The sequence below is a fragment of the Xanthomonas sacchari genome (assembly GCF_040529065.1).
In the GTDB taxonomy this organism is placed as follows: domain Bacteria; phylum Pseudomonadota; class Gammaproteobacteria; order Xanthomonadales; family Xanthomonadaceae; genus Xanthomonas_A; species Xanthomonas_A sacchari.
Genome location: NZ_CP132343.1, coordinates 3,142,328 through 3,167,090, shown reverse-complemented (window position 1 = coordinate 3,167,090; position 24,763 = coordinate 3,142,328). Strand labels below are relative to the sequence as shown.

Here is a 24,763-nt window from a genome sequence, read left to right as displayed (position 1 = left end):
CCGGCCGCGTCTTTCCTTTCCTTCATTCCGCGCAGGAGCGAGCGCATGAGCGATTCTTCCGCAGCGGCGCTGCCCGCATCGGCACCGGCCGCGGCCACCAGCGGGCGTGCGCCGTGCTATCTGGTGCTGTCGGCGCACGACTACCGCACACCGCGCCGCGCCAACATCCATTTCATCGCCGATGAACTGGCCAAGCGCGGCACCACGCGGTTCTTTTCGCTGCGCTACAGCCTGCTGTCGCGGCTCAAGGGCGACCTGCGCCTGCCGCTGGACGCCACCGCCAACCAGGTGGTCCGCCACAACGGCGTGGACTGCTACCTGTGGCGCGCGCTGCTGCATCCGTTCAACACTCGGCGGCGCTGGCTGCGGCCGCTGGAAGACCTGATGTTCAAGGTCTACGCGGCGCGCGCGCCGGCCACGCTGATCCGCTGGATGCGCGAGGCCGACGTGATCGTGTTCGAGAGCGGCATCGCGGTGGCCTTCATCGCGCTGGCGGCGCGGATCAACCCGACCGCACGCAAGGTGTATCGCGCCTCCGACGGCTTGAGCACGATCAACGTCGCCGACTACATCGAGCGCGAGTTCGACCGCGTGGCGCCGAGCCTGGACGTGATCGCGCTGGTGTCGCCGGCGATGGCCGAGGAGGTCGCCAGCCGCCACAACGTGTACCACGTCGGCCATGGCGTGGACCACGACCTGCACACGCTCGGCGACCCCTCGCCGTACGGCGAGGGCATCCATGCGGTGGCGGTGGGCTCGATGCTGTTCGATCCCGCGTTCTTCGTCGCCGCCAGCCGCGCCTTTCCGCAGGTCACGTTCCATGTGATCGGCTCGGGCATGGGCCGCGCGCCGGGCTATGGCGACAACGTGGTGGTGTACGGCGAGATGAAGCACGCCGAGACCATCCGCTACATCAAGCACGCGCGCTTCGGCATCGCCCCGTACGCGTCCGAGCAGGTGCCGGCGTATCTGGCCGACAGTTCGATGAAGCTGCTGCAGTACGACTTCTTCGGCCTGCCGGCGGTGTGCCCCAATGCCGTGGTCGGCCGCTATCCGTCGCGCTTCGGCTACACCCCGGGCGATGAGGCGTCGATCGTCGCCGCGATCGGGCAGGCGCTGCAGGCGCCGCACGTGCGCCATCGCCAGTGCCTGAGCTGGTCCGACACCACCGACCGGGTGCTGGACCCGGCCGCCTACCCGGAGACACGCCTGTTCGCCGACCGCACTGCCTGAACACACGCCGCCGGCGTGTCTGCCTTACATCCCGCGCAACCAAGGAGGACCGATGTCCGCATTGCAAAAATGGATCGATTACCAAGAGCGCCGGGCGCTGTTCTGGTGGAAGCCGAAGAATGGCGAGATCAACGTCGGCGATCATCTCTCCAAGATCATCGTCTCCAACGTGCTCGGCCAGCGCGACCGTACCCTGCTGGACAAGCGCGACAAGCGCACGCGGCTGATCGCGATCGGCTCGGTGCTGCATTTCGCCCGCGACGGCGACACCGTGTGGGGCAGCGGCGTCAACGGCAAGATCCCCGCCGACCGCCATACCTTCCGCCAGCTCGACGTGCGTGCCGTGCGCGGGCCCAAGACCCGCGCTTTCCTGCGCGAGCGCGGCCTGCAGGTGCCGGAGGTGTACGGCGATCCGGGCCTGCTGATGCCGTTGTTCTTCCCGCGCGAGGCGCTCGCGCCGCCGCCGGCACGGCGGCCGGTCATGGTGGTGCCGCACTTCAACGAATCCCTGGACAAGTATGCGCAGTACAAGGAACACCTGGTGCTGCCGAACCGCCAGCCGGCCGCGTTCGTGCGGCAACTGCTCGGCGCCGAACTGGTCGTGTCCAGTTCCCTGCACGGGCTGATCCTGGCCGAAGCCTATGGCGTGCCGTCGGTGTACCTGGACTGGGGCAACGGCGAGGACCGCTTCAAGTACGACGACTATTACGCGGGCACCGGCCGCAGCCGCTGGCATGCCGGGCAGACGGTGGAGGAATGCATCGCGCTGGGCGGCAATACCGTGTTCGACCTGGCCGCGGTGCAGCGCGGCCTGCTGGAGAGCTTTCCGCATGACCTCTGGTGAGCGCGCGGCGGGCGAGGTGTTGGCACTGGGCGGCTATCCGATCCTGCGCAGCACCGAAGCCGATTTCGTCGCCAGTTTGCTGCAGGCGCTGGCGCGTGGCGAGCGCCGCCAGGTGTTCTTCGCCAACACCAACTTCGTGGTGCAGTGCCAGGCCCTGCGTGCGCAACTGGCCGCGCCGGAGGTGTGCATCGTCAACGACGGCATCGGCATGGACCTGGGCGCGCTGCTGGTGCACGGCCGCCGCTTCGCCGGCAACCTCAACGGCACCGACCTGATTCCGGCGCTGTGCCGGCAGAGCCCGCGGCCGCTGCGCTTCTTCCTGCTCGGCGGCCGTCCCGGCGTGGCCGACACCGCGGCGCAGACCTTGCGGCAGACGCTGGGGCAGGAGGTGGTCGGCACCTGCGACGGCTATGCCGAGTTCGCCGCCGCCGGCGCCGGCCTGGCCGCGCGCATCAACGCCAGCGGCGCCGACGTACTGCTGGTGGCGTTCGGCAATCCGCTGCAGGAGCGCTGGCTGCTGCAGCACGCGGCGCAACTGCAGGTGCCGCTGGCGTTCGGCGTGGGCGCGTTGCTGGACTTCCTGTCCGGCACCGCGCGGCGCGCGCCGGCCTGGGTGCGCCGGCTGCGCATGGAATGGATCTATCGCCTGCTGCGCGAGCCGCGGCGCCTGCTCAAGCGCTACAGCTGGGATCTGCTGGTGTTCTTCGCCGTGTGCCTGCGCCACGGCCGACACCTGGGCGCCACGCCGCCTGTCCGGGACTCGCTGCGCCCCTCGTGACGCCGACCGGCTGTCGCCGACAAAAGGGCGTTGCCTGACATTCGCATGGCCATGCCCGGGATTAGACTGGACGCATGTCCAGCGCCGCCGCCTTCCGAATCGCCGCCCTGGTGCGCGACCTGTCGCTGCTGCCGCACCCGGAGGGCGGACGCTATGCGCGCGTGCATACCTCGGCCCTGACGGTGCAGCATGCGCAGACGCTGCGCCCGGCCTGCACCGCGATCCGCTTCCTGCTGGAGCGCGGCGAGGTCAGCAACTGGCACCGCATCGATGCCGACGAGACCTGGCAATGGGAAGAGGGCGGGGCGCTGGAACTGTTCGGCTTCGACCCGAACCACGGTCTGCAGCGCTACCGGCTGGACGCCAGCGAGCGCGGCGGCATGCCCTCGGTGGTGATCGCAGCGGGCACCTGGCAGGCGGCGCGGCCGCTGGCCGACTATTGCCTGGTGCGCTGCGTGGTGGCGCCGGGCTTCCTGTGGGAGCGCTTCGAACTGTTGGCCGCGGCCGATCCGCTGGCGGCGCACCTGCCGAAACTGGCGGACTGATGCCGGGACCGAGCGCGGCGCGCGCGGCGATTGTCCAGAGAACCATCGCGCGCCGGCGCGGCCCGGTGGTGTGCCTGGTCGCGGCCTTGCTGGCGGCAACTGTGCCCATCGTGCAGGCCCAGACCGCGCAGCCGGTCGCGCCGGCGAACCCACCGGTGGTCGACCTGGAAGCGGTGCTGGTGAGCGGGCGCCAGCCCGGCCCGGGCCTGTGGCAGGTCCGCCGCGGCGATCACGTGTTGTGGATCCTCGGCACGGTGTCGCCGCTGCCCAAGCGCATGCAGTGGGAATCGGGCGAAGTGGAGCGGGTGATCGCCCAGTCGCAGGAAGTGATCGCAGCGCCGAGCGTCACCCTGGACTCGGGCCTGGGCATGTTCCGCAGCTTGATGCTGCTGCCGTCCCTGCTCAAGGCGCGGCGCAATCCCGATGACCGCACCCTGCAGCAGGTGCTGCCGCCTGACCTGTATGCGCGCTGGCTGCCGCTGAAGGCACGTTACCTGGGCCGCGATGCCAGCGTGGAACGCTGGCGGCCGGTGTTCGCGGCGCAGGAACTGTACGAGGCGGCGATGCGCACCTCCGGCCTGAGCCAGGGCAGCGTGGTGCAGCCGGTGATCGAGCGAGCGGCCAAGCGCGCCAGGGTGCCGATCGTGCCGGTGGTGGTGGAGGTCAAGATCCCCGACGCCAAGCGCGCGCTGCAGGAATTTCGGGCGACCTCGCTCAACGACAGTGCCTGTTTCGCCCGCACGCTGCAGGTTATCGATCGCGACCTGGAGACGATGCGCCAGCGCGCTAACGCCTGGTCCGAGGGCGATCTGGATACGCTGGCCACGCTGCCGGCCAACGACCAGTACCGGATCTGCCTGGATGCGGTCGGCGAAGCGGCGATCGCGCGCAAGCTGGGCCTGGGCGATGTGCGCCAGCGGGCGATGGCGGCCTGGCTGCGCGAAGCCGAGCGGGCGCTGGCGCAGAATCGTTCCAGTTTCGCGGCGTTGCCGATGCAGACCCTGCAGGAGTCGGGTGGGCCGCTGGATCGGCTACGCGCCAGCGGCGCCGAGGTGATCGCGCCTTAGCGTGTACGCGAGACGTGTCGACCCATGGGACGACACGTCTCGTGGTGGGCATGCAGAGCCGTGCGCGCAGGCGCAAACAAGCGGAGACGGCATGCGCTGACGCCGTGCCGTCTCCGGTGACCGCGGCGGTCAGCCTGCCGCAGTGCGCGGTGCGCTGGCGCTGGTGCCCAGTTGCGGCCAGCGCTTCAGTACCGCGGCGCGGATGCCGGCGGCGTCGATGCCGGCTTCGGCGAGCAATTGCTCGCGGCTGGCGTGGTGCTGGAACGCGTCGGGCAGGCCCAAGTGCAGCACCGGGCGCAGCACGCCTTCGGCGTTGAACAGTTCGGCCACGCCGGAGCCGGCACCGCCGGCCACCACGTTGTCCTCGATGGTCACGAAGCCTTCGTGGCTCTGCGCCAGTTCCAGCAGCAGGGTGCGGTCCAGCGGCTTGACGAAGCGCATGTTGACCACGCTCAGGCCGAGCTCGCGGCCGACCTGTTCGGCCGCCGCCAGGGTCGCGCCGAACGCCAGCAGCGCCACGCTGTGGCCCTGAGCGCGCAGCTGGGCCTTGCCAATCGGCAGGGTGTCCAGCGTGCTCCCCGGCGCGATCCCGGGGCCGGTGCCGCGCGGGTAGCGCACCGCGGCCGGACCGGGATGGCGCAGGCCGGTGCTGAGCAGTTGCCGGCACTCGGCTTCGTCGGCCGGCGCCATCACCACCAGGTGCGGCACGCAGCGCAGGAAACTCAGGTCCAGGTTGCCGGCATGGGTGGCGCCGTCCGGGCCGACCACGCCGCCGCGGTCGATCGCGAACAGCACGTCGAGCTGCTGCACCGCAACGTCGTGCACCAGCTGGTCGTAGCCGCGCTGCAGGAAGGTGGAATAGATCGCCACGACAGGCTTGGCGCCGTGCACGGCCATGCCGGCGGCCAGGGTCACCGCATGCTGCTCGGCGATGGCCACGTCGAAATAGCGCTGCGGGTATTCCTTGCTGAAGCGCACCAGGCCCGAGCCTTCGCGCATCGCCGGGGTGATCGCCAGCAGCGCCGGCTCGGCCGCGGCCATGTCGCAGATCCAGTCGCCGAACACGTCGGTGTAGGTCGGCGCCTTGGCGCCCGGCTTGGCCACCAGGCCCTTGCTCGGATCGAACGGGCCGACCGCGTGGTAGCCGATCTGGTCGCCCTCGGCCAGTTCGTAGCCCTTGCCCTTGGTGGTGATGACGTGCAGCAACTGCGGACCCTTGAGGGTCTTGAGCGTCTTCAACGCGCCCAGCAGCGCCGGCAGGTCGTGGCCGTCGATCGGGCCGGTGTAGTGGAAGCCCATTTCCTCGAACAGCGTGGACGGCACGAACATGCCCTTCCAGTGCTCTTCCCAGCGGCGCACGAAGCGTGCGGTGGGGTTGCTCTTCTTGTCGCCGAGGATCTTCTTGCCGCCCTCGCGGATGGCATTGAGGGTCTTGCTGCCGCTCATCCGGCCCAGCATCTTGGTGACCCCGCCGACCGCCTCGGAGATCGACATGCGGTTGTCGTTGAGGATCACCAGCAGGTTCGGTTCCGGGTCCATGCCGCCGGCGTGGTTCAGCGCTTCGTAGGCCATGCCCGCGGTCATCGCGCCGTCGCCGATCACCGCCACCACCTTGCGTTCGTCGCCCATGCGCTGCAGCGCCACCGCCATGCCCAGTGCGGCCGAGATCGAGGTGGAGGAGTGGCCGACGCCGAAGGTGTCGTACTCGCTTTCCTCGCGCTTGGGGAACGGCGCCACGCCATCGGCCTGCTTGACGGTGTGGATGCGGTCGCGGCGCCCGGTCAGGATCTTGTGCGGATAGGTCTGGTGGCCGACGTCCCACACCAGTTGGTCGACCGGCGTGTCGTACAGGTAGTGCAGGGCGACGGTGAGCTCGATCACGCCCAGGCCGGCGCCGAAGTGGCCGCCGCTCTTGCCGACGCACTCGATCAGAAAGGCGCGCAGTTCCTCGGCGATGGCCGGCAGCTCCGATTCATCGAAGCGACGCAGTTCTTCGGGGACCTGGATGCGCGAGAGGCGCGGATAGCGGGTGGGGTCGATCATCGGAATGGAGGTTCAGCGGACCTGTCATTTTCCTCTCCATTCCGGGCACACGCAATCAACCCGTGCGGTCGCGGGCGCGTGGATGGGCTGTTTTGCCCGGGGTGCGGCAATCCGTCGCAGCGGGCGTGACGGCGGCGTGAGGCCGCGCGGCTATAACGAGAGCTTGGAGCGCTTCGGCAACTGCGCCTTCAGGAACGACATCTGGTCGGCCAGGATGTTGCGGTTGGACAGGATCAGATGCTCGATCCAGCTTGGCCGATACGGCACCGCCAGCAACGGCATCGACGCCTGCTGCGGGGTGCGGTTGCCCTTGCGCGAATTGCAGTGGAAGCACGCGGTAACCACGTTCTCCCAGATGTCGCGGCCGCCCTTGGACACCGGCAGCACGTGGTCGCGCGTCAGTTGCGGGCGGCTGAACTGCTGGCCGCAATACAGGCACAGCTGCGCGTCGCGGGCGAACAGCGCGGTATTGGTCAGGGTCGGAGTGGGGTCGAGCGCACGCGCATGCGCGTGGCCGCGCGCGGCGATGATCGGATGCAGCTCCAGCACGCTGCGCTCGCCGCTGGCGCGGCTGATGCCGCCATGGATGTGCATGCACGGCTCGCCGAGGGTCCAGGCGACCGCGCCACGCGCATACAGACAGGCCGCGTCCTGCCAGTTGATCCAGTCCAGCACGCGGCCATGCGCGTCCAGCGACAGCAGCCGGACCGAAGGCAGGTGGGAAGGGGACGCCGCAGGCGACGGGACCGCGGCCGAGGCGCCGCAGGCCCCGGTATCGATCAGACCAAGCGTTGTTGTGTCTGTCTCCATCGGGAAGACAGCTTATACCCGATTGGTGACGGTTTGTGTATCGGCCGTGGCGGGCGTTGCAACCCCGGCACGGCGTGCGTGCCGGGGCTGCGTTCGGACCTGGATGTGCGACTCAGAATTGCGCGTCGGCCAGCGCCATCAGCGGCGCGGCGCCGCTGTCGATGGCCGCGGCGTGGGTCAGCGTGCGCGGCAGCAGGCGCGCGTAGTAGAAGCGCGCGGTCTCGCGCTTGGACTGCTTGAACGCCTCGCCGTGCGCTGAGGCCTCGGCCGCGGCGACGCTGCGCGCCCACCAGTAGGCCAGCACCACGTAGCCGGAATAGAACACGTAGTCGTAGCTGGCCGCGCCCAGTTCCTCGGGATTGCCGGCGGCGCGCTGCAGGATGCGCTTGGTCAGCGCCGCCCACTCGGCGGCCTTCTCGCGCAGCGGGGCGATGAACTCGGCCACCGCCGGGTTGTCGGCGTGCTCGGTCAGGAAGGCCTCGATCTGCGCCAGGAACAGCTTCAGCCCGGCGCCCTGGCTGGACGCGGTCTTGCGCCCGATCAGGTCCAGTGCCTGGATGCCGGTGGTGCCTTCGTACAGGGTGGTGATGCGCGCATCGCGGGCCAGCTGCTCCATGCCGTGCTCGTGGATGTAGCCGTGGCCGCCGAAGCACTGCAGCGCGTGGTAGGTGTTCTCCACCGCCCATTCGGTCTGGCAGGCCTTGGAGATCGGGGTGAGGAAGCTGACCAGCACATCGGCCTGCTCGCGCTCGGCCGGATCCTGCGCGCTGTGCGCGATGTCGATCAGGGTGGCCGCGTGCAGCGCCAGCAGGCGGCTGCCTTCGGTCAGCGCCTTCACCGTCAGCAGCATCCGGCGCACGTCCGGATGCACCAGGATCGGGTCGGCGGGTTTCTCCGGCAGCTTGGCGCCGCTGAGCGAACGCGACTGCAGGCGCTCGCGGGCGTAGCGCAGCGCGTTCTGGTAGGCGCGCTCGGACAGGCCGATGCCCTGCAGGCCGACCCCGAGGCGCGCGGTGTTCATCATGGTGAACATGGCCTGCAGGCCCTTGTGCGGCTGCCCGACCAGGTAACCCTGGGCGCCGTCGAAGTTCATCACGCAGGTGGACGAGCCGTGGATGCCCATCTTGTGTTCCAGCGAGCCGCAGCGCAGCGCGTTGCGCTCGCCGACGCTGCCGTCGCGGGCGACCTTGAACTTCGGCACCACCAGCAGCGAGATGCCCTTGGCCCCGGCCGGAGCGTCCGGCAGCCGTGCCAGCACCAGGTGCACGATGTTGTCGGTGAAGTCGTGCTCGCCGGCGGTGATGAAGATCTTGGTGCCGCTGACCGACCAGCTGCCATCGGCGTTGGGTTCGGCGCGGGTCTTGAGCAGCCCCAGGTCGGTGCCGCAATGCGGCTCGGTCAGGCACATGGTGCCGGTCCAGCGGCCGTCCACCAGCGGCTTCAGGAACACCTCCTGCTGCCAGGCCTCGCCGTGCTGCTTGAGTGCCTCGACCGCGCCGTGCGACAGCAGCGGGAAGTTGCCCCAGGCCAGGTTGGCGGCGTTGACCATCTCGTTGAGCGGCACGCCCAGGGTGTGCGGCAGGCCCTGGCCGCCGAACTCGGCGGCGGCGGTCAGCCCGGTCCAGCCGCCCTCGGCGAACTGCTGGTAGGCCTCGCGGAAGCCGGGGGCGGTGGTGACCGCGCCGGTGGCCTTGTCCAGGGTGCAGCCGTGCTCGTCGCCGACCCGGTTCAGCGGCGCCAGCACGGTGCCGGTGAAGCGCGCCGCTTCCTCCAGCACCGCGTCGATCAGTTCGGCATTGGCGTCGGCATGGCCGAGGCGGGCGAACAGCGCCTCCACCTGCAGCACGTCGTGCAGCGCGAAGCGGAGATCGGTCAACGGGGCTTGATAGGTGCTCATGCGATCGCTCGTGGCTAGGGCCGCGGCGCGGCCGAGGGCGTCAGGATACTATGGCGTATGGAGTATGCGCAGCCGCGGCGAAGGCGCGCCTGCGTGCGGCCGTTCAGTCGAGCAGGCGGTGGCGCACGGCGTAGCGCACCAGTTCGGCGGTATTGCGCATGCCCAGCTTGTTGAGCACGCGGAAGCGGTGGTTCTCGGCGGTCTTGACGCTGATCTGCAGCACCCGCGCGATTTCCTTGGTGGTGCGGCCTTCCACGATCAGGTGGAACACCTCGCGCTCGCGCGCGGTCAGGCTGCGGTAGGGGTCGGGCGGCAGCGCCTGCGGCTGCTGCATCTGCGTCACCAGCGCCTGCGCCGCCTGCGGCGAGAAGTGGCCGCGGCCGGCGTGCAGGTTGCGCACGGCGGCGATCAGGTCGGCGCTGGCGCTGTCCTTGAGCAGGTAGCCGGAGGCGCCGGCGCGCACCGCGTGCAGCACGTACTCGTGCTCCTCGTGCATGGTCAGCACCAGGATCCGCGCAAGCGGCACGATCTCGCCCAGCCGCCGCACCACGTCGATGCCGTTGAGCCGCGGCATGGAGATGTCCACGATCGCCACGTCCGGGCGGGTCGCCTCGGCCTTGGCCAGCGCCTCGATGCCGTCGGCGGCCTGCGCCACCACCTGGATGCCGGCCACGGCGTCGAGCACAGCGACCAGGCTTTCGCGCACCAGGGTGTGGTCGTCGGCGATGAGGACACGGATCGGGGCGTTCATGCCGGTGTGCGTCCGTGGTGGTTGCCGGGGCGGGCGGCAGCTTGTTGCGGCGCCGCCGATCGCGTTGCCTGCAGGGCCGTGCGGTTGCCGGCATGGGGGAGGGCAATGACGTTCAATCGGCCTCCAGCGGGACCCGGATCTGCACGCAGCAGCCTTCGCCCGGCGACGATTGCAGGCGCAGGCTGCCGCCGCTCAGGCGCAGGCGTTCGCGCAGTCCGCTCAGGCCGCTGCCACCGGCCGCCAGCGCCTGCTGCGGATCGAAGCCGCGGCCGTCGTCGAGTACCTGCAACTGCGCCCAGCCGTCGCGGGCGACCAGCCGCAGCAGCACCGACTGCGCAGCCGCGTGCTTCAGCGCATTGGTCAGCGCCTCCTGCGCGCTGCGGAACAGCAGGGTCTGCAGCGCTTCGTCCAGCGCCGGCAGCGGGCCGATCTCGACCGCGACCGGGATGGCGCCGGCGGCGGACTGGCTGCGGCCGAGCCAACCCAGCGCGGCCTCCAGCCCCAGGTCGTCGAGGATCGGCGGGCGCAGCAGCCGCGACATCTGCCGGGTGTCTTCCAGTGCCTGCGTGCACAGTTGGATGGCCTCCTCCAGCGGTGTGCGCAGCGCCGCCTCGGCGCTGCCGAGCGCCGCGCCCAGTTGCGCCAGCCGGTGCTTGAGCACGGTGAGGTTCTGGCCGACGCCGTCGTGCAGCTCGCGCGCCAGGCGCCGACGCTCGTCCTCCTGGACCTTGACCACCGCGCGGCCGAGGCGGCGGAACTCGCGCTCGTTGGCTTCCAGGCGCTGCAGCAGCAGGCGGTAGCGGTCGGCGGCGGTTGCGTCGGTCATGGCGTGGTGCCCGCGCGTGCGACAGACGAACCGTCGGCGGCCTGCGCCGCGGCGCGGCGGGCGCGTTGCGCGGCGGCGTGGTCGCCGAGCGCCTCCAGGCGTTGCGCGGCCTGTGCGTGCAGCGTCGCGGCGAACAGTGGGCTGCCGCGCAGCAGCAGGGCCTGAGCCTGCGCGTAGCGCGCCGCCACCTGGTCGGCCGCACCGTAGCGCAGCGCCTGCTGAAGATAGCGCAGGCGCAGCCCGGCGTTGCCCAGGCGGGCGACGTCGCCCTCCAGCGCGGCGAGCGCGGGTTCGTCGTGCGCCGCACGCACCTGCACCTGCAGTTGCAGCAGGCGGGTGCCGCTGGCGCGCGCCAGCGCCTCGGCCTGGCGCAGCGACGCGGCGGCTGCAGCGGCATTGCCGTCGCGCTCGTCCAGTTGCGCCTGCAGCAGCGCGGCACCGGCGCGCTGTTCGCTGGACACCGAGGCGGGCGCTTGCCGCTGCACCTGCTGCAGCGCCAGCCGCGCCTGCGCCGGGTCGTCCAGCGCCAGCCACACCTGCGCGCGCAACAGCGCGATGTCGGTCTGGCCGCGCTGGTCGCGGCTCTGCTGGAACAGCCGTTGTGCCTGGTCCAGTTCGGTCAGCGCCACCGCGCGCTGGCCCTGCCAGAACGCCAGTTCGGCCAGGTTGCGCCGGCTCACCGCCACTTCCTCGAGCATCTGGTGGCGTTCGGCCTCGCGCAGGGCCTGGGTCAGCAAGCTCTGCGCCTGCGCCCAGTGGCCGCGCGCGGTGGCGAGCAGGCCGAGGTTCTGCGCGGTGCGCACGCGGCCGGTGGCGTCGTTGAGGTCGGCGTAGGCGCGTGCGGCCTGTTCCCAGAACGCCTGGGCGCTGTCCAGGTCGCCCAACTGGAAGTGCGCGAAGCCGATGTTGTTGAGCGTCTCGGCGACGCCGTGCGCATCGCCGAGCGCGCGCCAGGCCGACAGCGCACCGCGGAACGCCTGCAGCGCCTGCGGATAATCGCCGCGCTCCTCGGCCAGCAGGCCGAGTTCGTTGGCGGCGGCGGCCTGGCCATCGCGGTCGCCCAGCTCGGCGTACAGGGCCTGTGCCTGCTGCAGCTTCTGTTCGGCTTCGGCGAAGGCGCCACCGATGCTCAGCGTGCCGGCCAGGTTGCGCAGGCTGGTGGCGACGCCACGGCGATTGCCGACCTGCCGGCGCAGCTCCACGGCGCGCAGATACTGCGCCTGCGCCTGCTGCGCCAGGCCGAGACGGCCATAGCCCACGCCCAGCGCGTTCACCGTTTCCGCTTCGCCATAGAGGTCGCGCCCGCGGCGGAACAGCAGTTGCGCACGCAGCAGGTCCTCGTCCACCGCGGTGGCGGCGTTGCCGCTGAGGATCGCCAGCTTGCCCAGCGCCAGCCACAACCGTGGGTCGTCGGGATCGCGCTGCGCCAGCGTGCGCAGGCGGTCGCGCGCTGCGTCCAGGTGGCCTGTCTGCGCCTGGACGCGTGCGACCTGCAGTTGCACCACGCTGTCGTCGGGCCGGGCCGTGGCCAGCACCTGCCAGGCGCGGTCGGCGGCGGCGAGATCGTCTTCGGCCTCCAGGCGCAGCGCCGCCAGCAGCGCCAGCGTGCGCCGCCGTGCCGGCGCCACGGGCGCGCGCGCATCCAGTGCCTCACGCGCCTTCTGTTCCTCGCCGATGGCCTGCGCCGCGACCACCTCGGCCAGGCGCAATGGTGCCGATTGCGGTGCCTGTGCGCTGGCCGCGGCGAACTGCTGCAGCGCCTGCGCGCTGTCATCGCGTTGCCGCGCCGCCAGGCCGCGCGCATAGGCCTGCAGGGCGGCGGGCGCAGGCAGGTCGTCGGGCAGGGCAGCGCCGTCGGCGAGCAGCGCCTTGGATGCGATCGGCAGCCAGGCGGCGTAGGCCGCGGCCGGATCGGTGGCGGTCGGTCCGTCGATGTGCTGCGCCGCGCCGCTGGGCGGATGCAGCAGCGCCTGCAGGCGCCAGCCGGCGCCCTGGCGTTGCAGGCTCGGCTGCAGCACGCGCTGCGCCGAGGCGAGCCGGCGCAGCGCCTTGACGTCCAGCGGCGCCTGGCCGGTGGGGTCGTACTGGCGCAGGGCCTGGCGGGTGCGTTCGTCGTCGACCACGGTCAGCGTTTCGCCCAGGCTGCCGCGCAGCCAGGCGCCCAGCGCCAGGCGTTGTTCGGCGCTGGCCGGGTCGCCGGCCAGCGGCAGCACCAGCAGGCGCGGCAACGGCTCCACGGCCGCCAGCGGCGGCGCACTGGTGCGTTGCGCCTGCCATTGCCAGGCGCCGGCGCCGAGCAGGGCGGCGCCGGCCAGGGTCGCGGCCAGGCCCAGGCCGACCCGGCGCCAGCGACGGCGATCGCGCGGCAGTTGCCGGCGCTCGATCGCCACGATCACCTCGCCAGCATTCTGCAGCCGATCGCGCGGCTGCGGGCGCAGCAGCCGCTGCAGCAGCCGCACCAGCCAGGCCGGTACGTCCGCGCGCAGCCGGTCCACTGGCGGCGGCTCGCGCAGCATGCGCTGGGCCAGGGTCTCGGACAGGGTGCCGCCGGCGAACGGCACCTGCCCGGCGAGCATCTCGTACAGGATCAGGCCCAGCGCGTAGAGGTCGCTGCGCGGGTCGAGCGCATCGCCGCGCGCCTGTTCCGGCGACAGGTAGGCGGGCGTGCCGATGACATTGCCCAGGGTCGCGCCGAGGCCGCTGCTGGCCATCGAACAGGCCACGCCGAAGTCGCTGATCAGCGCATCGCCGTCGCGCTGCAGCAGGATGTTGGCCGGCTTGAGGTCGCGGTGCACGACGCCGCGCGCATGCGCCGCCTGCAGGCCGCGGGCGATGCCGCCGGCGATGCGCAGGGCGGTGTCGACATCCAGCCGTTCCTCGCGCTGCAGCCGCGCTTCCAGCGATTCGCCGTCCACGTAGTCCATGCTGATCAGCCAGCGCCCGGCGTGCTCGGCCAGGTCGTGGATGCGCACCACGTGCGGGCTGGACACCTGCCGTGCCAGCAGCAGTTCCTGGCGGAAGCGGGCGAACGCCTGCGGCCGTTGCGCCAGTTCCGGGCGCAGCAGCTTCACCGCCACGTCGATGCCCAGCGCCTGGTCGTGGGCCAGGTACACCAGGCCCATGCCGCCGATGCCGAGCAGGCGTTCGATGCGGAAGCGGCCGGCCAGCACCTCGCCCGGGGTCAGATTTTCCTGCGCATACAGGCCGGTGGCGGTGGCCGCGTCGCTCATGCCGGCCCGACCTCGGCGCCGCTGTCGCGCAGCGCCTGGCGTGCGGCGATCCACAGCGCGGCGCGCTCGCAGAAGGCCTCGAGCAGCTGCATGTCCAGCGCGCCGATGGCGCTGCCGGCGCGGCGGCTGTCGGCATAGATCGCGCCGAGCACGCGCGTGCCGTCGCGCAGTGGCAGGCACAGCATAGTGCGCAGGCCGGCGGCGCAGACCGAGGCACGCTCGGCCAGCCAGGGCACGCCGCCGACGTCGTGGGCCACGGTGGCCCGGCCGTCGCGCAGGGCCCGTTGCAGCGCCCCCTCGCTGCCGGCGAGGCCGCGCTGCAGCGGCATCGGCCCGGTGCCATGGCTGGCGGCGATACGCGGGCCCTGCGGTTCGGCCAGGACCAGCACGCCGCGTTCGGCCTGGGCCAGTTCGACCACCGCGTCCAGGCTGGCGCCGAGCAGGTCGTCGAGTCCACCGACCTGGGCCAGCCCCTGGGTGAGCGCGGTGGCGCGATCGCAGCGGGCGCGCTGGCGGCGCTCGGCCTGTTCCGCATCGGCCGCGCTGAGCGGGGCGAACTCGGCGTAGATGTCGCCGAAGCGCAGCCAGGTCGCCGTCTCCAACGCGATCGGTGCGGCCACGCGCACCCCGTCGCGGAAGCTGCCGTTCTTGCTGCCCAGGTCGTGCAGCTGCCAGTGGCCGTCGGCCTGCGGCTGCAGCCGCGCATGCCAGCGCGACACCGAGGGATGTTCCAGCGCCAGCGCGTTGTCCGCCGCGCGGCCGATCGCCAGCGTCTGCCCGGCGGTGAGCAGCAGCGTCGGCGCCGGCGCGTCGGGCAGGTAGGCGGTCAGGCGCGCGGGCATCGCGGGATGTCCTTCGTGGAGTCGTGCGTGACCGGTCCCGCAGCGCTCAAGGCGCGTAGAGGCGTTGGTAGTCGATGGAGAAGCGCAGGGTCGCCGCGCCGGCCAGCAGTTCGCCGGCGGGGTTGCCCTCGCTCATGCCGGCGTTCCAGGTCTGCGCGATGCCCTGGCCGGCGCGCGCCGACACTTGCTCGCGGAACCCGTCCAGCGCCACCGTGGCGGCGGTGTAGTCGGCATTGGCCAGGGTGCTCTGCACGCTGTTCAGCATGCTCGCCAGCGGTGCTGCCTCGCTGGCCGGCAACTGCGCCACCAGCGTTTGCAGACGGTTCAATTTGGCGGCCACCACCGTGGCGGTCGGGCGCAGGTCGTGGATCACGATGAACTGCGAGAAGCCGCCGGTGGTGCCGCGGGCGCGCACGCTGCCGGGCGCGATCTCGTCGGTGATGTCGCGGAAATCGCCTCCCAGCGGCGCTTTGACCAGGCGCAGGGTGCTGTCGGCGGTGTAGGCCAGCGCATGCGTGTGCAGTTCCACATGCACGACCCGGCGGAACGACAGGCCACCGTTCGGCGGCGGCGTCACCGTGATCAGCAGCGGCAACTGCGCTGGCACCTGGCCGGCTTGCGTGCTGGGCAGTCGCGGCAGCAAGGCAGTGACCTGTGCCGGGGTCAGCAGCTCTGCGCTCAGGCCCAGGCTACCCGGGTTGAGATCGCTGGCGCTGTCGAATTCCAGCGTCACCTCGGCCAGCGGGTGCGGAGCGGCGCCGATCGCCGCCGTCGCCACGTTGCCGCTCACCTCCACCTGCACCGGCAGCGGTTGCGCGGCGAGCCCGCCGGGCGCCGCCACGGCGCAGAACAGCAGGCAAACCCTTGCGAACATCGTGTGCATCTGAAACCCCCTGTTGCATGTGCCGGCACCGCGCACCGCACCCGCGTTCCGCCCGGCGACGCGGCGAGGCAGCGGCCTACGCCTGGATCATACCGATCCGTACGGGCGATGCACGCGGCCCTGGGTGTTTCCACTCACGACGGCTAGGGGCGATCCCGGATAGGCGCCGCCGTGCCGCCGCGTCAGGCTGCAGTCACCCGCCCATCCTGGGCCCACTCACCGGAGATTCCAGATGCCTATCCGTCGTCCCGCTCTCGCCATCGGCATTTGCGCCGTCCTCGCCAGCGGTATCCTGGCCGGCGGCAAGGCCGAAGCCGCCGCGCATCTGGACAGCCTGCTGGAGTCCAAGCTGGCCAATGCGCCGCTGACCGACGAACTGCAGATCGTCATCACCTACAAGCAATCCAAGCCGGTCTCGGCGGCGCAGCTGACCGCGCTGAAGGCGCTGGGCATCACCCGCGGCGTCAGCATGCAGACCCTGCCGATCGCCGGCGCGCTGGCCACGCCCGAAGAGATCCTGGCGCTGGCCGAGCGCGACGACGTCGCCTCGATCTACTACAACGCGCCGCTGCGCTACTTCAACCAGGACGCGCGCGAGGCGACCGGGGTCGACCGCGCGCAGAGCAATCCGGGCGACTTCGGCCGCACCGTGCCGTACACCGGCCGCGGCGTCGGCGTGCTGATCAACGACTCGGGCATCGACGCCACCCACCGCGACCTGGCCTACGGCGACCGCGTGGTGCAGAACGTGCTGGCCAACACCAACCTGCACAATCTGAATTCGATGCTGCCGGTCACCTACGTGGAAGGCGTGCCGAACACCGACGCCGGCTCCGGCCATGGCACCCACTGCGCCGGCACGGTCGGCGGCAGTGGCGCGCAGTCCGGCGGCAAGTACCGCGGCGTGGCCACCGGCGCCAGCCTGGTCGGCTACGGCTCCAGCGGCGTGCTGCTGGTGCTGGACGCGGTGGGCGGCCTGGACTACGCGGCCTCGCACCAGAACAGCTTCAAGGATCCGATCCGCGTCGTCAGCAACTCCTGGGGCACGTCCGGCAAGTTCGACCCGGCCGACCCGGTCAACGTGGCCACCTACGAGCTGTACAAGCGCGGCATCGTCAGCGTGTTCGCCGCCGGCAACGACGGTCCCAAGGAGGACACCCACAATCCGTACGCACAGGCGCCGTGGGTGATCTCGGTCGCCGCCGGCAACGTCGACGGCACCCTGGCCGACTTCTCCTCGCGCGGCAAGGCCGGCGAGCGCGATACCTTCACCACCGCCGACGGCAAGAGCTGGACCCACATCAACGAGCCCAGCATCACCGCGCCGGGCGTGGACATCATCTCCACCCGCGCCTCCACCGGCCTGCTGCCGCCGCTGGCGGCACAGAAGGACGAGAAGCTGATCGCGCCGGCGCAGCTGCCGTTCTACACCACCATGAGCGGCACCTCGATGGCCACGCCGCATGTGGCGGGTGTGGTGGCGCTGGTGCTGGAGGCCAATCCGAACCTGACCCCGGACCAGGTCAAGGACCTGATCGAGCGCACGGCCACGCCGATGGCGGGGCGCGCCTCCTGGGAAGTTGGCGCCGGCTACCTCAACGCCTACTCGGCGCTGCGCGAGGCCAGCAAGAAGTGACCGGATCGGGCGGGCGCCAGCGTCCGCCCGATCCGCCGCAAGCGCAGTCGACCGCCGAGTCGGTGCTTGCGATGCAGTCCGGACGCCGCCGTTCTTCGACGAAATGAAGCGCCGTCCGATCGACTGATGTCGTTGACGTTTTCGCGGTTGCCTTCGATCACGCCGTCGCCGTTCGGCGGCGTGGTCGGCAGCCACCGCGATCCCCCGTGCTGGACGTGCGGGGTTCCACCGCTCCCCGGAATGGCGTCCGGGAATCGGAACGGGCCCCGCACGTCCCGCATCCCGCTCGGCCGCACCGCGCGCCGAATGCGTCGGATCAGGCACGCCGCTGCCGCTGCCGCACCCTGTCTTTGCCGCATGTCGGCGCCTTCTGCCTGCAATGCACTCTGTTGCCGTTCCAGCCGCGGTGTTCGCTGGATCGGGTGGCATGCCCCGGCGTGTGGCGCGCCGTGCGACGCCGACTGCCGCGCGCGCGGCGACAGGAGAGCGCACCCTCCATCCCGTGGTGGTTGCATGCGCCGCGGCTGAGTGTTTCCACCCGGCCGGCATGGGTGCGATACCGGATTGGCCGCGCATCGGCGCGCCCCGCACGCTGCGGCGACCGCCCGTTCCGGGCTTCCACGATCCGGAGACTCCGCAATGTCCATTCGTCGTCCCGTTCTTGCCATCGGCATCTGCGCCGTCCTTGCCGGCGGCACCTTCGTCGTCGGCGACGCCGTGGCCGCCGCACATCTCGACCAACTGCTGGAGGCCAAGCTCGCCGCTGCGCCTGCGGCAGACGAGCTGCAGATCGTGATCACCTACGATCAGTCCGGGCCGGTGTCGGCCTCGCAGCTCACCGCGCTGCATGCGCTGGGCATCACCCGCGGGATCACCATGCGCACGCTGCCGATCGCCGGCGCGCTGGCCACGCCGGCCGAGATCCGCGCGCTGGCGCAGCGCGACGACGTCGCCTCGATCTACTACAACGCGCCGCTGCGCTATTTCAACAAGGAAGCGCGCGAACTGACCGGTGTGGACCGCGCGCAGGGCAATCCCGGCGATTTCGGCCGCGCGCTGCCGTACAGCGGCCGCGGCGTCGGGGTGATGATCAACGACTCCGGCATCGATGCCACCCATCGCGATCTCGCCTATGGCACCCGCGTCGTGCAGAACGTGCTGGGCACCACCAACCTGGCCAACGTCGACGCGATGCTGCCGATCACCTATGCGGAAGGCGTGCCCAACACCGACCTCGGCTCCGGCCATGGCACCCATTGCGCGGGCACGGTTGGCGGCACCGGTGCGCAGTCCAACGGCGCCTACCGCGGCGTGGCGACCGGCGCCAGCCTGGTCGGCTACGGATCCGGCGCGGTGCTGCTGATCCTGGACGCGGTCGGCGGCCTGGACTATGCCGCCACGCACCAGTTCAGCTTCAAGGATCCGATCCGCGTCACCAGCAATTCCTGGGGCTCGTCGGGCAAGTTCGATCCGCAGAACCCGGTCAACGTCGCCACCTATGAACTGTACAAGCGCGGCATCGTCAGCGTGTTCGCCGCCGGCAACGACGGCCCCAACGAGGACACGCACAATCCGTACGCGCAGGCGCCGTGGGTGATCTCGGTGGCGGCTGGCGAGAAGGACGGCACGCTGGCCGACTTCTCCTCGCGCGGCAAGCGCGGCGAGAGCGGCAGCTTCACCATGGCCGACGGCAAGACCTGGACCTATCTCAACGAGCCGACGATCACCGCGCCCGGCGTGGATATCGTGTCCACCCGCGATTCCACCGGCGCGTTGCCGCCGCTGGCCGCGGACAAGGACAGCAAGCTGATTGCGCCCGCGCAATTGCCGTTCTACACCACGATGAGCGGCACCTCGATGGCCACGCCGCATGTGGCCGGCATCGTCGCGCTGCTGCTGGAGGCCAACCCGGACCTGACCCCGGACCAGGTCAAGGATCTGCTGGAACGCACCGCCACCAACATCCCCGGGCGCACCTACTGGGAGGCCGGTGCCGGTTACGTGAACGCCTATGCCGCGCTGCTGGAAGCGAGCAAGCAGCGCAGCGGCTTCGGCAAGACTGTCAATTCCCTGCATCCGTTCTACAGCAACGCGCTGGTGCTGCCCGGCGGCAGCCAGCCGTTCGAGGTGGCGTTCTCGCCGGTGGGCACGCCGCAGACCCAGGCGTTCACCGTCGGCAAGGACGTCGCCTGGGTCAGCGCCAAGGCCACCATCGACGCCAACACGCAGGCATTGGTGCTGACCGATCCGGACGGCGTCAGCCACGGCTCGCCGGTGGCGCTGCCGTTGCTGGGCAGCACGGTCAGCGTCGGCGCGCCGGGCAAGCCGGGCACCTGGACCATCAGCGTGCGCGGCATCGGCTCGATCAGCGGTGTCCCGGTGGCCCCGAAGGGCAGCAATGGCCTGGCGGCGCCGGGCACGGTGCGCGGCACCCTGGATTTCCTGCTCAGCGGCGGCTACACCGGCCTCAACGATGTCGCCAGTGGCGACCGTGATCGCGGCGCGGTGGAGTACGCGGTCGCCAACCGCCTGATGGACGGCTACGCCGACGGCCTGTTCCGTCCGCAGAATCCGCTCAAGCGCGCGGAATTGGCGCGCTATCTGGTGATGGGCGCCGGCGTGCGCCAGGCGCTGCCGTCCACGCCCAGCTTCAGCGGGCTCGGCCGCAACGACCCGGCCTATCCGTTCGCCGAGGCGGCGGTGGGCAAGGGCGGGGCGCTGCGCGACCTGCAGCAGAACCAGGCGGCGGTGCTGGGGCTGGTCGCGGGCGATTTCCGCCCCAACGACGCGGTCAGCAAACTGCAGTTGGCGTATTCGCTGGTGCAGGCGCTGGGCCTGCAGACGCAGGCGCTGGCCTTCGACGGCACGCTGTCGGTGAGTTACAACAACCAGCGCCTGCCGATCGAGGACGTGGCGGCGATCCCGAGCAACCTGCGCGGCTACGTGCAGCTGGCGCTGGATGCCGGCATCCTCAACGCGCGCTTCGCGGTGACCCAGGGGCCGCAGGACCTGCAGCCGACTCTGCATGCCTACTTCGATCCGGGCAGCACGGTGTCGCGCAGCGGCTATGCGGTGATCGCGGGACGCTTCCTCGGCGTCAATCGGCAGGCGAAGGACTGAGGGCCGGTCGCTGCAACGACGGCACGCGCGCAGGTGCGAGGCCTGCGCCGTGCATTGATGCCGTTGCTGCGGATCCTCGGTGTCTGCATCCTGGTAACGCGTCGCCGCCACCGCTTCGCGGGATCCATCGTTGCAGCAGTAGGGGCGGCTTCAGCCGCGATGGGCGTTGCCGAGCAAGCCCGTCGCGGCTGAAGCCGCTCCTGCAGACGCCGCATCACTCCTGCCGCGGATGCACGCTGACCGTGGCGGTCATGCCGGCCGCGAGCAGGGTGCCCTGCGGCACGCTGGCCGGATCGATGCGGATGCGCACCGGCACGCGCTGCGCCAGGCGGATCCAGTTGAAAGTGGGGCTGACGTCGGCCAGCAGCGAGGTGCCGGTCGGGTTGTCGCTGTCGGCGATGCCGCGGGCGATGCCCTCTACCTGGCCGTGCAGCATCAGCCCGCCGCTCATCAGGCGGATGTCGGCACGATCGCCGACGTGCACCCGCGGCAGCTTGGTTTCCTCGAAATAGCCGTACACCCACATCGCATCGTCGCGCACCAGCGCCAGGCGCGCGCCGCCGGCCTGGGCGTAGTCGCCCACGCGCACCTCCAGGTTGGTGATGTAGCCGTCGGCGGTGGCGCGAACCTGGGTGCGCTGCAGGTCCAGCTCGGCCAGGTCGAGCGCAGCCTGCGCCTGTTCCACCGTCGCCACTGCCTGCGCCTGCGCCGCGGTGGCCTGCCCGCGCAGCGCCGCGCTGCGGTGCACGTCGGCCTGCGCCGAACGCGCGGTGGCTTCGGCATCCGAGCGTGCCTCTGCGGAGATCACCGCAGCGGCGCGCGCGCGCCGTTCGGCCTGGGCGCGCCGCATCTGGAACTCGGCTTCGCTGGCCGCCTGGGTGGCCGCCGCAGCCGACAGGCTGGCACCGGCCGCACGTGCCTGCGCCTGCGCAACCGCGAGGTTGGCGCGGGCCTTTTCCAACGCCAGTTCATAGCGCTTGCGGTCCACGCTGAACAACAGGTCGCCGCGCTTGACGTGCTGGTTGTCGCGTACCGCCACCGCATCGACCAGGCCGGACACGTCGGGCGCGATCCGCACAACTTCCGCGCGCACGCGGCCGTCGCGGGTCCAGGGCGAGAGCATGTAATGGCGCCACAGCGCATGCGCCAGCAGGGCGGCGACCAGCACCACGATGGCGGTCAGGGCGAAACGGATCAGGGCAGGGGTCTTCATGGCGGGACTCAGGGCAAAAGGAGCAGGCCGAGCGCGGCGAACGCGCCGACGTAGATGGCCAGACGGAACAGGGACGGGTGCCAGGCATGGCGGTACAGGCCGGCGCGGCCGGCGACCGCGTCCAGCGCCCAGGCCACCAGCAGCAGGGCCAGGCCCAGCACCAGCAGGCCGGGCACGTACACCCCGGCGATCGAGATTTCAGCGGGCAGCAGCATCGTCGGCTCCTGGCGTGGTGGTGGTCGGCGCAGGCGTATCGGCCAGCGCGGCGAGAACGGAATCGGCGTCGAGCAGCGCGCCGCGCAGCAGCAACAGGTGCTCGCGGGTGGGCTTCCAGCGCAGCGGCACTGCGCCTTCCACCTGGCTGGCGGCCAGCGCGGCCTCCACCCGCTGCAGGGCCTGGCGGTGCCGCTGCGGGCCGGGGTCGAGATACAGGTCGGCCAGCGCCTGCACGGCGGCGTCCACCGCGGTGGCCAGTGGTGGCGACAACGTGCCTTCGGCGGCGTCGCGGCGCAGCTCGACCAGGGTGCGCCCGGTTTCGTGCACCGACAGCGCCCAGCCGAGCAGGTCGCGCAGTTCGTCGCTGCCCGGCGGGGTGTGCGCCACGATCTGCTGGAACAGGTCGCGGTTGACGCTCTCCAGGCGCAGCGCCAGCCCCGGCAGCGGCGCACGCGCGGCCAGCGTGGTCTGCCGCCGCAGCCGCTCCAGCAGGCGCCGGCGCTGCCAGCGGGTGCCGATCACCGGCGGCACGAACACGAACGTCGCGCTCACCGCCAGGGTGCCCAGCAGCAACGGCACCACGCTGTTGAAGGTGGCCGCGGCGTTGAAGGTGGGCGTGGGCTGGACCGCCAGGATCGAGACGAAGGCCAGGTTGGCGCCGGTGGCGAAGCCGTACAGCGCCGGTTTCGAGGCCAGGTACAGGGTCACCAGCAGGAACGGCAAGGTGCCGGCGACGAACAGGCCGTAGCCGTCCATCTGCGGCAGCACCAGCAACTGACAGACCACGCCCAGTGCGATGCCGAACACGAACCCATTGAACAGCGAGCGCGCGGCGGCCGGTGCATTGGCGCTGGACGACAGGATCGCGCTCAGCGCCACCGCCTGGAACACCGCCGTGGCGCCGCTGATCCAGCCGGCCTGGATCCACAGCCAGCACATCGTCGCCACCAGCAGCGCGCTGCGCAGCGCGGTCAGCGCCGCCGCGGCGTAGTCATTGCCGCGCACGAACACCGCGGTGTCGCCGCGGTCCTGCGGTGTGCGCCACTGCTGTGACGCGACCAGGGTCGCTTCGGTGGCCACGTAGTCGTGCAGGTCGGCGAAGAACCGCTGCAGCAGCGACACGCCGGTGTCGAAACCCTCGTGCTGCGCCGTCGGGAGCGCCTCGCGTGCCGCGGCCGCTCGCGTCGCCAGCGCATCGCGGCAGGCGGCCAGCTTGCGCGCGGTCGCGGCGGCGCCCTCGCGTCCGCCGCGGTCGCTGAGCGCGGCCTTGAGTGGCCGGTACAGGCCGATCAGCGCCTCGGCCACGTTGCCATCGCCGCTGCGCAGCAGCCGGTTGGTGTAGTGGTGCAACGCCTGGAAGCTGGTCGACACCGCCATGAAGCGCTGGTTGAGCAGGCGCAGGCGGCCGCTGCGGGCCCGCGCTTCCGGATCCTCGAACACCACCGAACTGCGCAGGTCCTCGATGGTCACCGCGTCGCGCACGAAACGCAGGTGCGCCTGCTCCATCGCCTCGCGCGGCAACTGGCCGCCGGTGGCGTCGCGGACGAAGTCCAGAAAGCCGTCGGAAGCGCGGCGCACCGTGTCGCGCAGGGTCTGGCGCAGCCGGCTGGGAAACACCACGTCGCTGACGATGCCGGTCACCAGCAGGCCCAGCACCACCTCGGTCACCCGCGCCACCACCAGGTTGAACACGTTCTGCGGCTGGTTCACTGCCGGCAGCGCGATCAGCGCCACCGTGTAGCCGGACAGCACGAAGGCGTAGGCCTTGAAGTTGCGGTACAGCAGCGCGCCACCGGTGCAGGCGCCGATCCACAGCGACAGCACCAGCACGAACAGCACCGGCTCCTGCGGGAACAGCGCCACCATCGTCAGCGCGGCGACGCTGCCGATCAGCGTGCCCAGTATCCGGTAGAAGCCCTTCGCGAAGACCATGCCGGTCTGCCGGTGCATCACCACCACCACCGTGATCATCGCGGTCATCGGCGAGGCCAGGTCCAGGCGCAGCGCGATCCAGCCGGCCAGATAGATCGACAGCAGGGTGCGCAGCACGAACAGCCAGGCCTCGCCTTCGCCGCGCAGGGCGTCGGCCAGCAGCGTGCGCAGGCCGGGTGCGGCGTCGGCAGCGGCGGTCGCGTTGGGCTGCGGTGTGCTCATGCCGCGTCCTCGACGCCGCGCAACAAGGCCTTCAACAGCGTCTGCAACTGCGTCATCGCCGCCGGATCCAGATGTCGCACATAAGCGTCGAGCTGGGCGCACAGCGCCGGGATCAACGCATCGATCAGGCGCTCGCCGGCGTCGGTCAGGCGCAGCAACAGCATGCGCCGGTCCTCGGCGCTGGGCGTGCGCTGGATCAGGCCCTTGTCGACCAGTTGCGTGGTGAGGCGGGTGATGTTGGCGGACTTCTCGCCGGCCGCGTCGCCGAGCTGGGACGGGTTCAAGGTTCCGTCCGGACTGGCGTCGATCATCATCAGCACGTTGTATTCGGCATAGCTCAGGCCGTAGGGCCGCAACACCTCGTTGCTCTGGTCCAGGCTCAGCTTGTGCAGCAGCTTGATCAGCCGCAGCAGCAGCGCGGCTTCACGCGGGAAGGGCGGATGCTTGCGGGCAGTCACGTCCAGGCGCTGCTCGGTGGCGGCAAAGCGACTCATGGCCGGCTCGGGATCTTATACATATGTAGATAATACATTTATGTATTAATTTTGCGGTAATCCAGGCTGAACGAGGTCGGTCAAGACAGGAGCGGGAAGGCGCACGCGCGGGCGGGCGCCGACGGGGCGATGCGCCAGCGTGCCAAAGAGAAGGTCGAGGACGCGCCTGGATGCGGTGAAG

General features: G+C 71.0%; 19 protein-coding genes. 7 read left to right on the top strand and 12 right to left on the bottom strand.

Annotated elements, in window-relative coordinates; genetic code table 11:
• Nucleotides 1-45: 45 nt before the first annotated feature.
• From RAB71_RS13315 to RAB71_RS13295, 5 genes are all read left to right on the top strand, one after another.
• A complete protein-coding gene (locus RAB71_RS13315) occupies nt 46-1,233 on the top strand; it encodes a glycosyltransferase (RefSeq protein WP_010342847.1) in 1,188 nt (395 codons plus the stop codon).
• Between the two features lie 52 nt (nt 1,234-1,285).
• Nucleotides 1,286-2,077 carry a polysaccharide pyruvyl transferase family protein gene (locus RAB71_RS13310; RefSeq protein ID WP_010342846.1) on the top strand — a complete coding sequence of 264 codons (792 nt, stop codon included), beginning with the start codon at nt 1,286-1,288 and terminating at the stop codon, nt 2,075-2,077.
• Nucleotides 2,064-2,855, top strand: coding sequence for a WecB/TagA/CpsF family glycosyltransferase (locus RAB71_RS13305; protein WP_010342844.1), 792 nt, complete (start codon nt 2,064-2,066; stop codon nt 2,853-2,855). The genes RAB71_RS13310 and RAB71_RS13305 overlap by 14 nt, the downstream gene beginning before the upstream one ends.
• A gap of 74 nt (nt 2,856-2,929) precedes the next feature.
• Nucleotides 2,930-3,400: a cupin domain-containing protein gene (locus tag RAB71_RS13300; protein WP_010342843.1), complete on the top strand. Its 471-nt coding sequence runs from the start codon at nt 2,930-2,932 to the stop codon at nt 3,398-3,400.
• Nucleotides 3,400-4,467 (top strand): TraB/GumN family protein, encoded by a 1,068-nt coding sequence (locus RAB71_RS13295; RefSeq protein WP_010342842.1) that lies wholly within the window; start codon nt 3,400-3,402, stop codon nt 4,465-4,467. The genes RAB71_RS13300 and RAB71_RS13295 overlap by 1 nt, the downstream gene beginning before the upstream one ends.
• Nucleotides 4,468-4,596: 129 nt before the next feature.
• Here RAB71_RS13295 and dxs read toward each other — a convergent pair whose 3' ends face one another.
• The 8 genes from dxs to RAB71_RS13255 all read right to left on the bottom strand — a co-directional run bounded on the left by dxs (nt 4,597) and on the right by RAB71_RS13255 (nt 15,740).
• On the bottom strand, nt 4,597-6,510 hold the full coding sequence (gene dxs / locus RAB71_RS13290) for a 1-deoxy-D-xylulose-5-phosphate synthase (RefSeq protein ID WP_010342841.1): 1,914 nt from the start codon (nt 6,508-6,510) through the stop codon (nt 4,597-4,599).
• A 150-nt stretch (nt 6,511-6,660) separates the two neighbouring features.
• On the bottom strand, nt 6,661-7,320 hold the full coding sequence (locus tag RAB71_RS13285; RefSeq protein ID WP_029562070.1) for an HNH endonuclease: 660 nt from the start codon (nt 7,318-7,320) through the stop codon (nt 6,661-6,663).
• Nucleotides 7,321-7,432: 112 nt separating this feature from the next.
• Nucleotides 7,433-9,217, bottom strand: coding sequence for an acyl-CoA dehydrogenase C-terminal domain-containing protein (locus tag RAB71_RS13280; protein WP_010342838.1), 1,785 nt, complete (start codon nt 9,215-9,217; stop codon nt 7,433-7,435).
• 103 nt (nt 9,218-9,320) lie between these two features.
• Nucleotides 9,321-9,968 carry a response regulator transcription factor gene (locus RAB71_RS13275; RefSeq protein ID WP_010342837.1) on the bottom strand — a complete coding sequence of 216 codons (648 nt, stop codon included), beginning with the start codon at nt 9,966-9,968 and terminating at the stop codon, nt 9,321-9,323.
• Nucleotides 9,969-10,080: 112 nt separating this feature from the next.
• Entirely contained in the window at nt 10,081-10,794 is a 714-nt protein-coding gene (locus RAB71_RS13270; protein ID WP_010342836.1) for a sensor histidine kinase, read from the bottom strand.
• Nucleotides 10,791-14,024, bottom strand: a complete 3,234-nt coding sequence (locus RAB71_RS13265; RefSeq protein WP_010342835.1) for a serine/threonine-protein kinase — start codon at nt 14,022-14,024, stop codon at nt 10,791-10,793. Before RAB71_RS13265 ends, RAB71_RS13270 begins: the two co-directional genes overlap by 4 nt.
• Entirely contained in the window at nt 14,021-14,866 is an 846-nt protein-coding gene (locus RAB71_RS13260) for an FHA domain-containing protein (RefSeq protein ID WP_010342834.1), read from the bottom strand. Before RAB71_RS13260 ends, RAB71_RS13265 begins: the two co-directional genes overlap by 4 nt.
• Nucleotides 14,867-14,912: 46 nt before the next feature.
• On the bottom strand, nt 14,913-15,740 hold the full coding sequence (locus RAB71_RS13255) for a DUF6689 family protein (protein ID WP_234006679.1): 828 nt from the start codon (nt 15,738-15,740) through the stop codon (nt 14,913-14,915).
• Between the two features lie 241 nt (nt 15,741-15,981).
• Between RAB71_RS13255 and RAB71_RS13250 the strand changes: the two genes are divergently transcribed.
• Nucleotides 15,982-17,385 carry a S8 family serine peptidase gene (locus RAB71_RS13250; RefSeq protein WP_019802223.1) on the top strand — a complete coding sequence of 468 codons (1,404 nt, stop codon included), beginning with the start codon at nt 15,982-15,984 and terminating at the stop codon, nt 17,383-17,385.
• Nucleotides 17,386-18,024: 639 nt separating this feature from the next.
• Nucleotides 18,025-20,505: a S8 family serine peptidase gene (locus RAB71_RS13245; RefSeq protein ID WP_010342831.1), complete on the top strand. Its 2,481-nt coding sequence runs from the start codon at nt 18,025-18,027 to the stop codon at nt 20,503-20,505.
• A 214-nt stretch (nt 20,506-20,719) separates the two neighbouring features.
• Here the strand turns inward: RAB71_RS13245 and RAB71_RS13240 are convergent, their stop codons facing one another.
• The 4 genes from RAB71_RS13240 to RAB71_RS13225 are packed head-to-tail and all read right to left on the bottom strand — an operon-like array spanning nt 20,720 to nt 24,582.
• Nucleotides 20,720-21,718: an HlyD family secretion protein gene (locus RAB71_RS13240; protein WP_010342830.1), complete on the bottom strand. Its 999-nt coding sequence runs from the start codon at nt 21,716-21,718 to the stop codon at nt 20,720-20,722.
• A gap of 8 nt (nt 21,719-21,726) precedes the next feature.
• Complete coding sequence (locus tag RAB71_RS13235; protein ID WP_010342829.1) at nt 21,727-21,933, bottom strand: DUF1656 domain-containing protein; 207 nt, start codon at nt 21,931-21,933, stop codon at nt 21,727-21,729.
• Nucleotides 21,917-24,088 carry an FUSC family protein gene (locus RAB71_RS13230; protein WP_010342828.1) on the bottom strand — a complete coding sequence of 724 codons (2,172 nt, stop codon included), beginning with the start codon at nt 24,086-24,088 and terminating at the stop codon, nt 21,917-21,919. Before RAB71_RS13230 ends, RAB71_RS13235 begins: the two co-directional genes overlap by 17 nt.
• The gene (locus RAB71_RS13225; protein WP_010342827.1) at nt 24,085-24,582 is read right to left on the bottom strand and encodes a MarR family winged helix-turn-helix transcriptional regulator; all 498 of its coding nucleotides are present in this window, start codon (nt 24,580-24,582) and stop codon (nt 24,085-24,087) included. Before RAB71_RS13225 ends, RAB71_RS13230 begins: the two co-directional genes overlap by 4 nt.
• Between the last annotated feature and the right edge of the window lie 181 nt (nt 24,583-24,763).

What these genes read in the sequence shown, in the direction of transcription:
- RAB71_RS13240 (WP_010342830.1), bottom strand. Translation starts at nt 21,718, where the DNA reads ATGAAGACCCCTGCCCTGATCCGTTTCGCCCTGACCGCCATCGTGGTG.
- RAB71_RS13280 (WP_010342838.1), bottom strand. Translation starts at nt 9,217, where the DNA reads ATGAGCACCTATCAAGCCCCGTTGACCGATCTCCGCTTCGCGCTGCAC.
- RAB71_RS13265 (WP_010342835.1), bottom strand. Translation starts at nt 14,024, where the DNA reads ATGAGCGACGCGGCCACCGCCACCGGCCTGTATGCGCAGGAAAATCTG.
- RAB71_RS13285 (WP_029562070.1), bottom strand. Translation starts at nt 7,320, where the DNA reads ATGGAGACAGACACAACAACGCTTGGTCTGATCGATACCGGGGCCTGC.
- RAB71_RS13295 (WP_010342842.1), top strand. Translation starts at nt 3,400, where the DNA reads ATGCCGGGACCGAGCGCGGCGCGCGCGGCGATTGTCCAGAGAACCATC.
- RAB71_RS13235 (WP_010342829.1), bottom strand. Translation starts at nt 21,933, where the DNA reads ATGCTGCTGCCCGCTGAAATCTCGATCGCCGGGGTGTACGTGCCCGGC.
- RAB71_RS13270 (WP_010342836.1), bottom strand. Translation starts at nt 10,794, where the DNA reads ATGACCGACGCAACCGCCGCCGACCGCTACCGCCTGCTGCTGCAGCGC.
- RAB71_RS13275 (WP_010342837.1), bottom strand. Translation starts at nt 9,968, where the DNA reads ATGAACGCCCCGATCCGTGTCCTCATCGCCGACGACCACACCCTGGTG.
- RAB71_RS13225 (WP_010342827.1), bottom strand. Translation starts at nt 24,582, where the DNA reads ATGAGTCGCTTTGCCGCCACCGAGCAGCGCCTGGACGTGACTGCCCGC.
- RAB71_RS13315 (WP_010342847.1), top strand. Translation starts at nt 46, where the DNA reads ATGAGCGATTCTTCCGCAGCGGCGCTGCCCGCATCGGCACCGGCCGCG.
- RAB71_RS13230 (WP_010342828.1), bottom strand. Translation starts at nt 24,088, where the DNA reads ATGAGCACACCGCAGCCCAACGCGACCGCCGCTGCCGACGCCGCACCC.
- RAB71_RS13310 (WP_010342846.1), top strand. Translation starts at nt 1,286, where the DNA reads ATGTCCGCATTGCAAAAATGGATCGATTACCAAGAGCGCCGGGCGCTG.
- RAB71_RS13250 (WP_019802223.1), top strand. Translation starts at nt 15,982, where the DNA reads ATGCCTATCCGTCGTCCCGCTCTCGCCATCGGCATTTGCGCCGTCCTC.
- RAB71_RS13305 (WP_010342844.1), top strand. Translation starts at nt 2,064, where the DNA reads ATGACCTCTGGTGAGCGCGCGGCGGGCGAGGTGTTGGCACTGGGCGGC.
- dxs (WP_010342841.1), bottom strand. Translation starts at nt 6,510, where the DNA reads ATGATCGACCCCACCCGCTATCCGCGCCTCTCGCGCATCCAGGTCCCC.
- RAB71_RS13255 (WP_234006679.1), bottom strand. Translation starts at nt 15,740, where the DNA reads ATGTTCGCAAGGGTTTGCCTGCTGTTCTGCGCCGTGGCGGCGCCCGGC.
- RAB71_RS13300 (WP_010342843.1), top strand. Translation starts at nt 2,930, where the DNA reads ATGTCCAGCGCCGCCGCCTTCCGAATCGCCGCCCTGGTGCGCGACCTG.
- RAB71_RS13245 (WP_010342831.1), top strand. Translation starts at nt 18,025, where the DNA reads ATGTCCATTCGTCGTCCCGTTCTTGCCATCGGCATCTGCGCCGTCCTT.
- RAB71_RS13260 (WP_010342834.1), bottom strand. Translation starts at nt 14,866, where the DNA reads ATGCCCGCGCGCCTGACCGCCTACCTGCCCGACGCGCCGGCGCCGACG.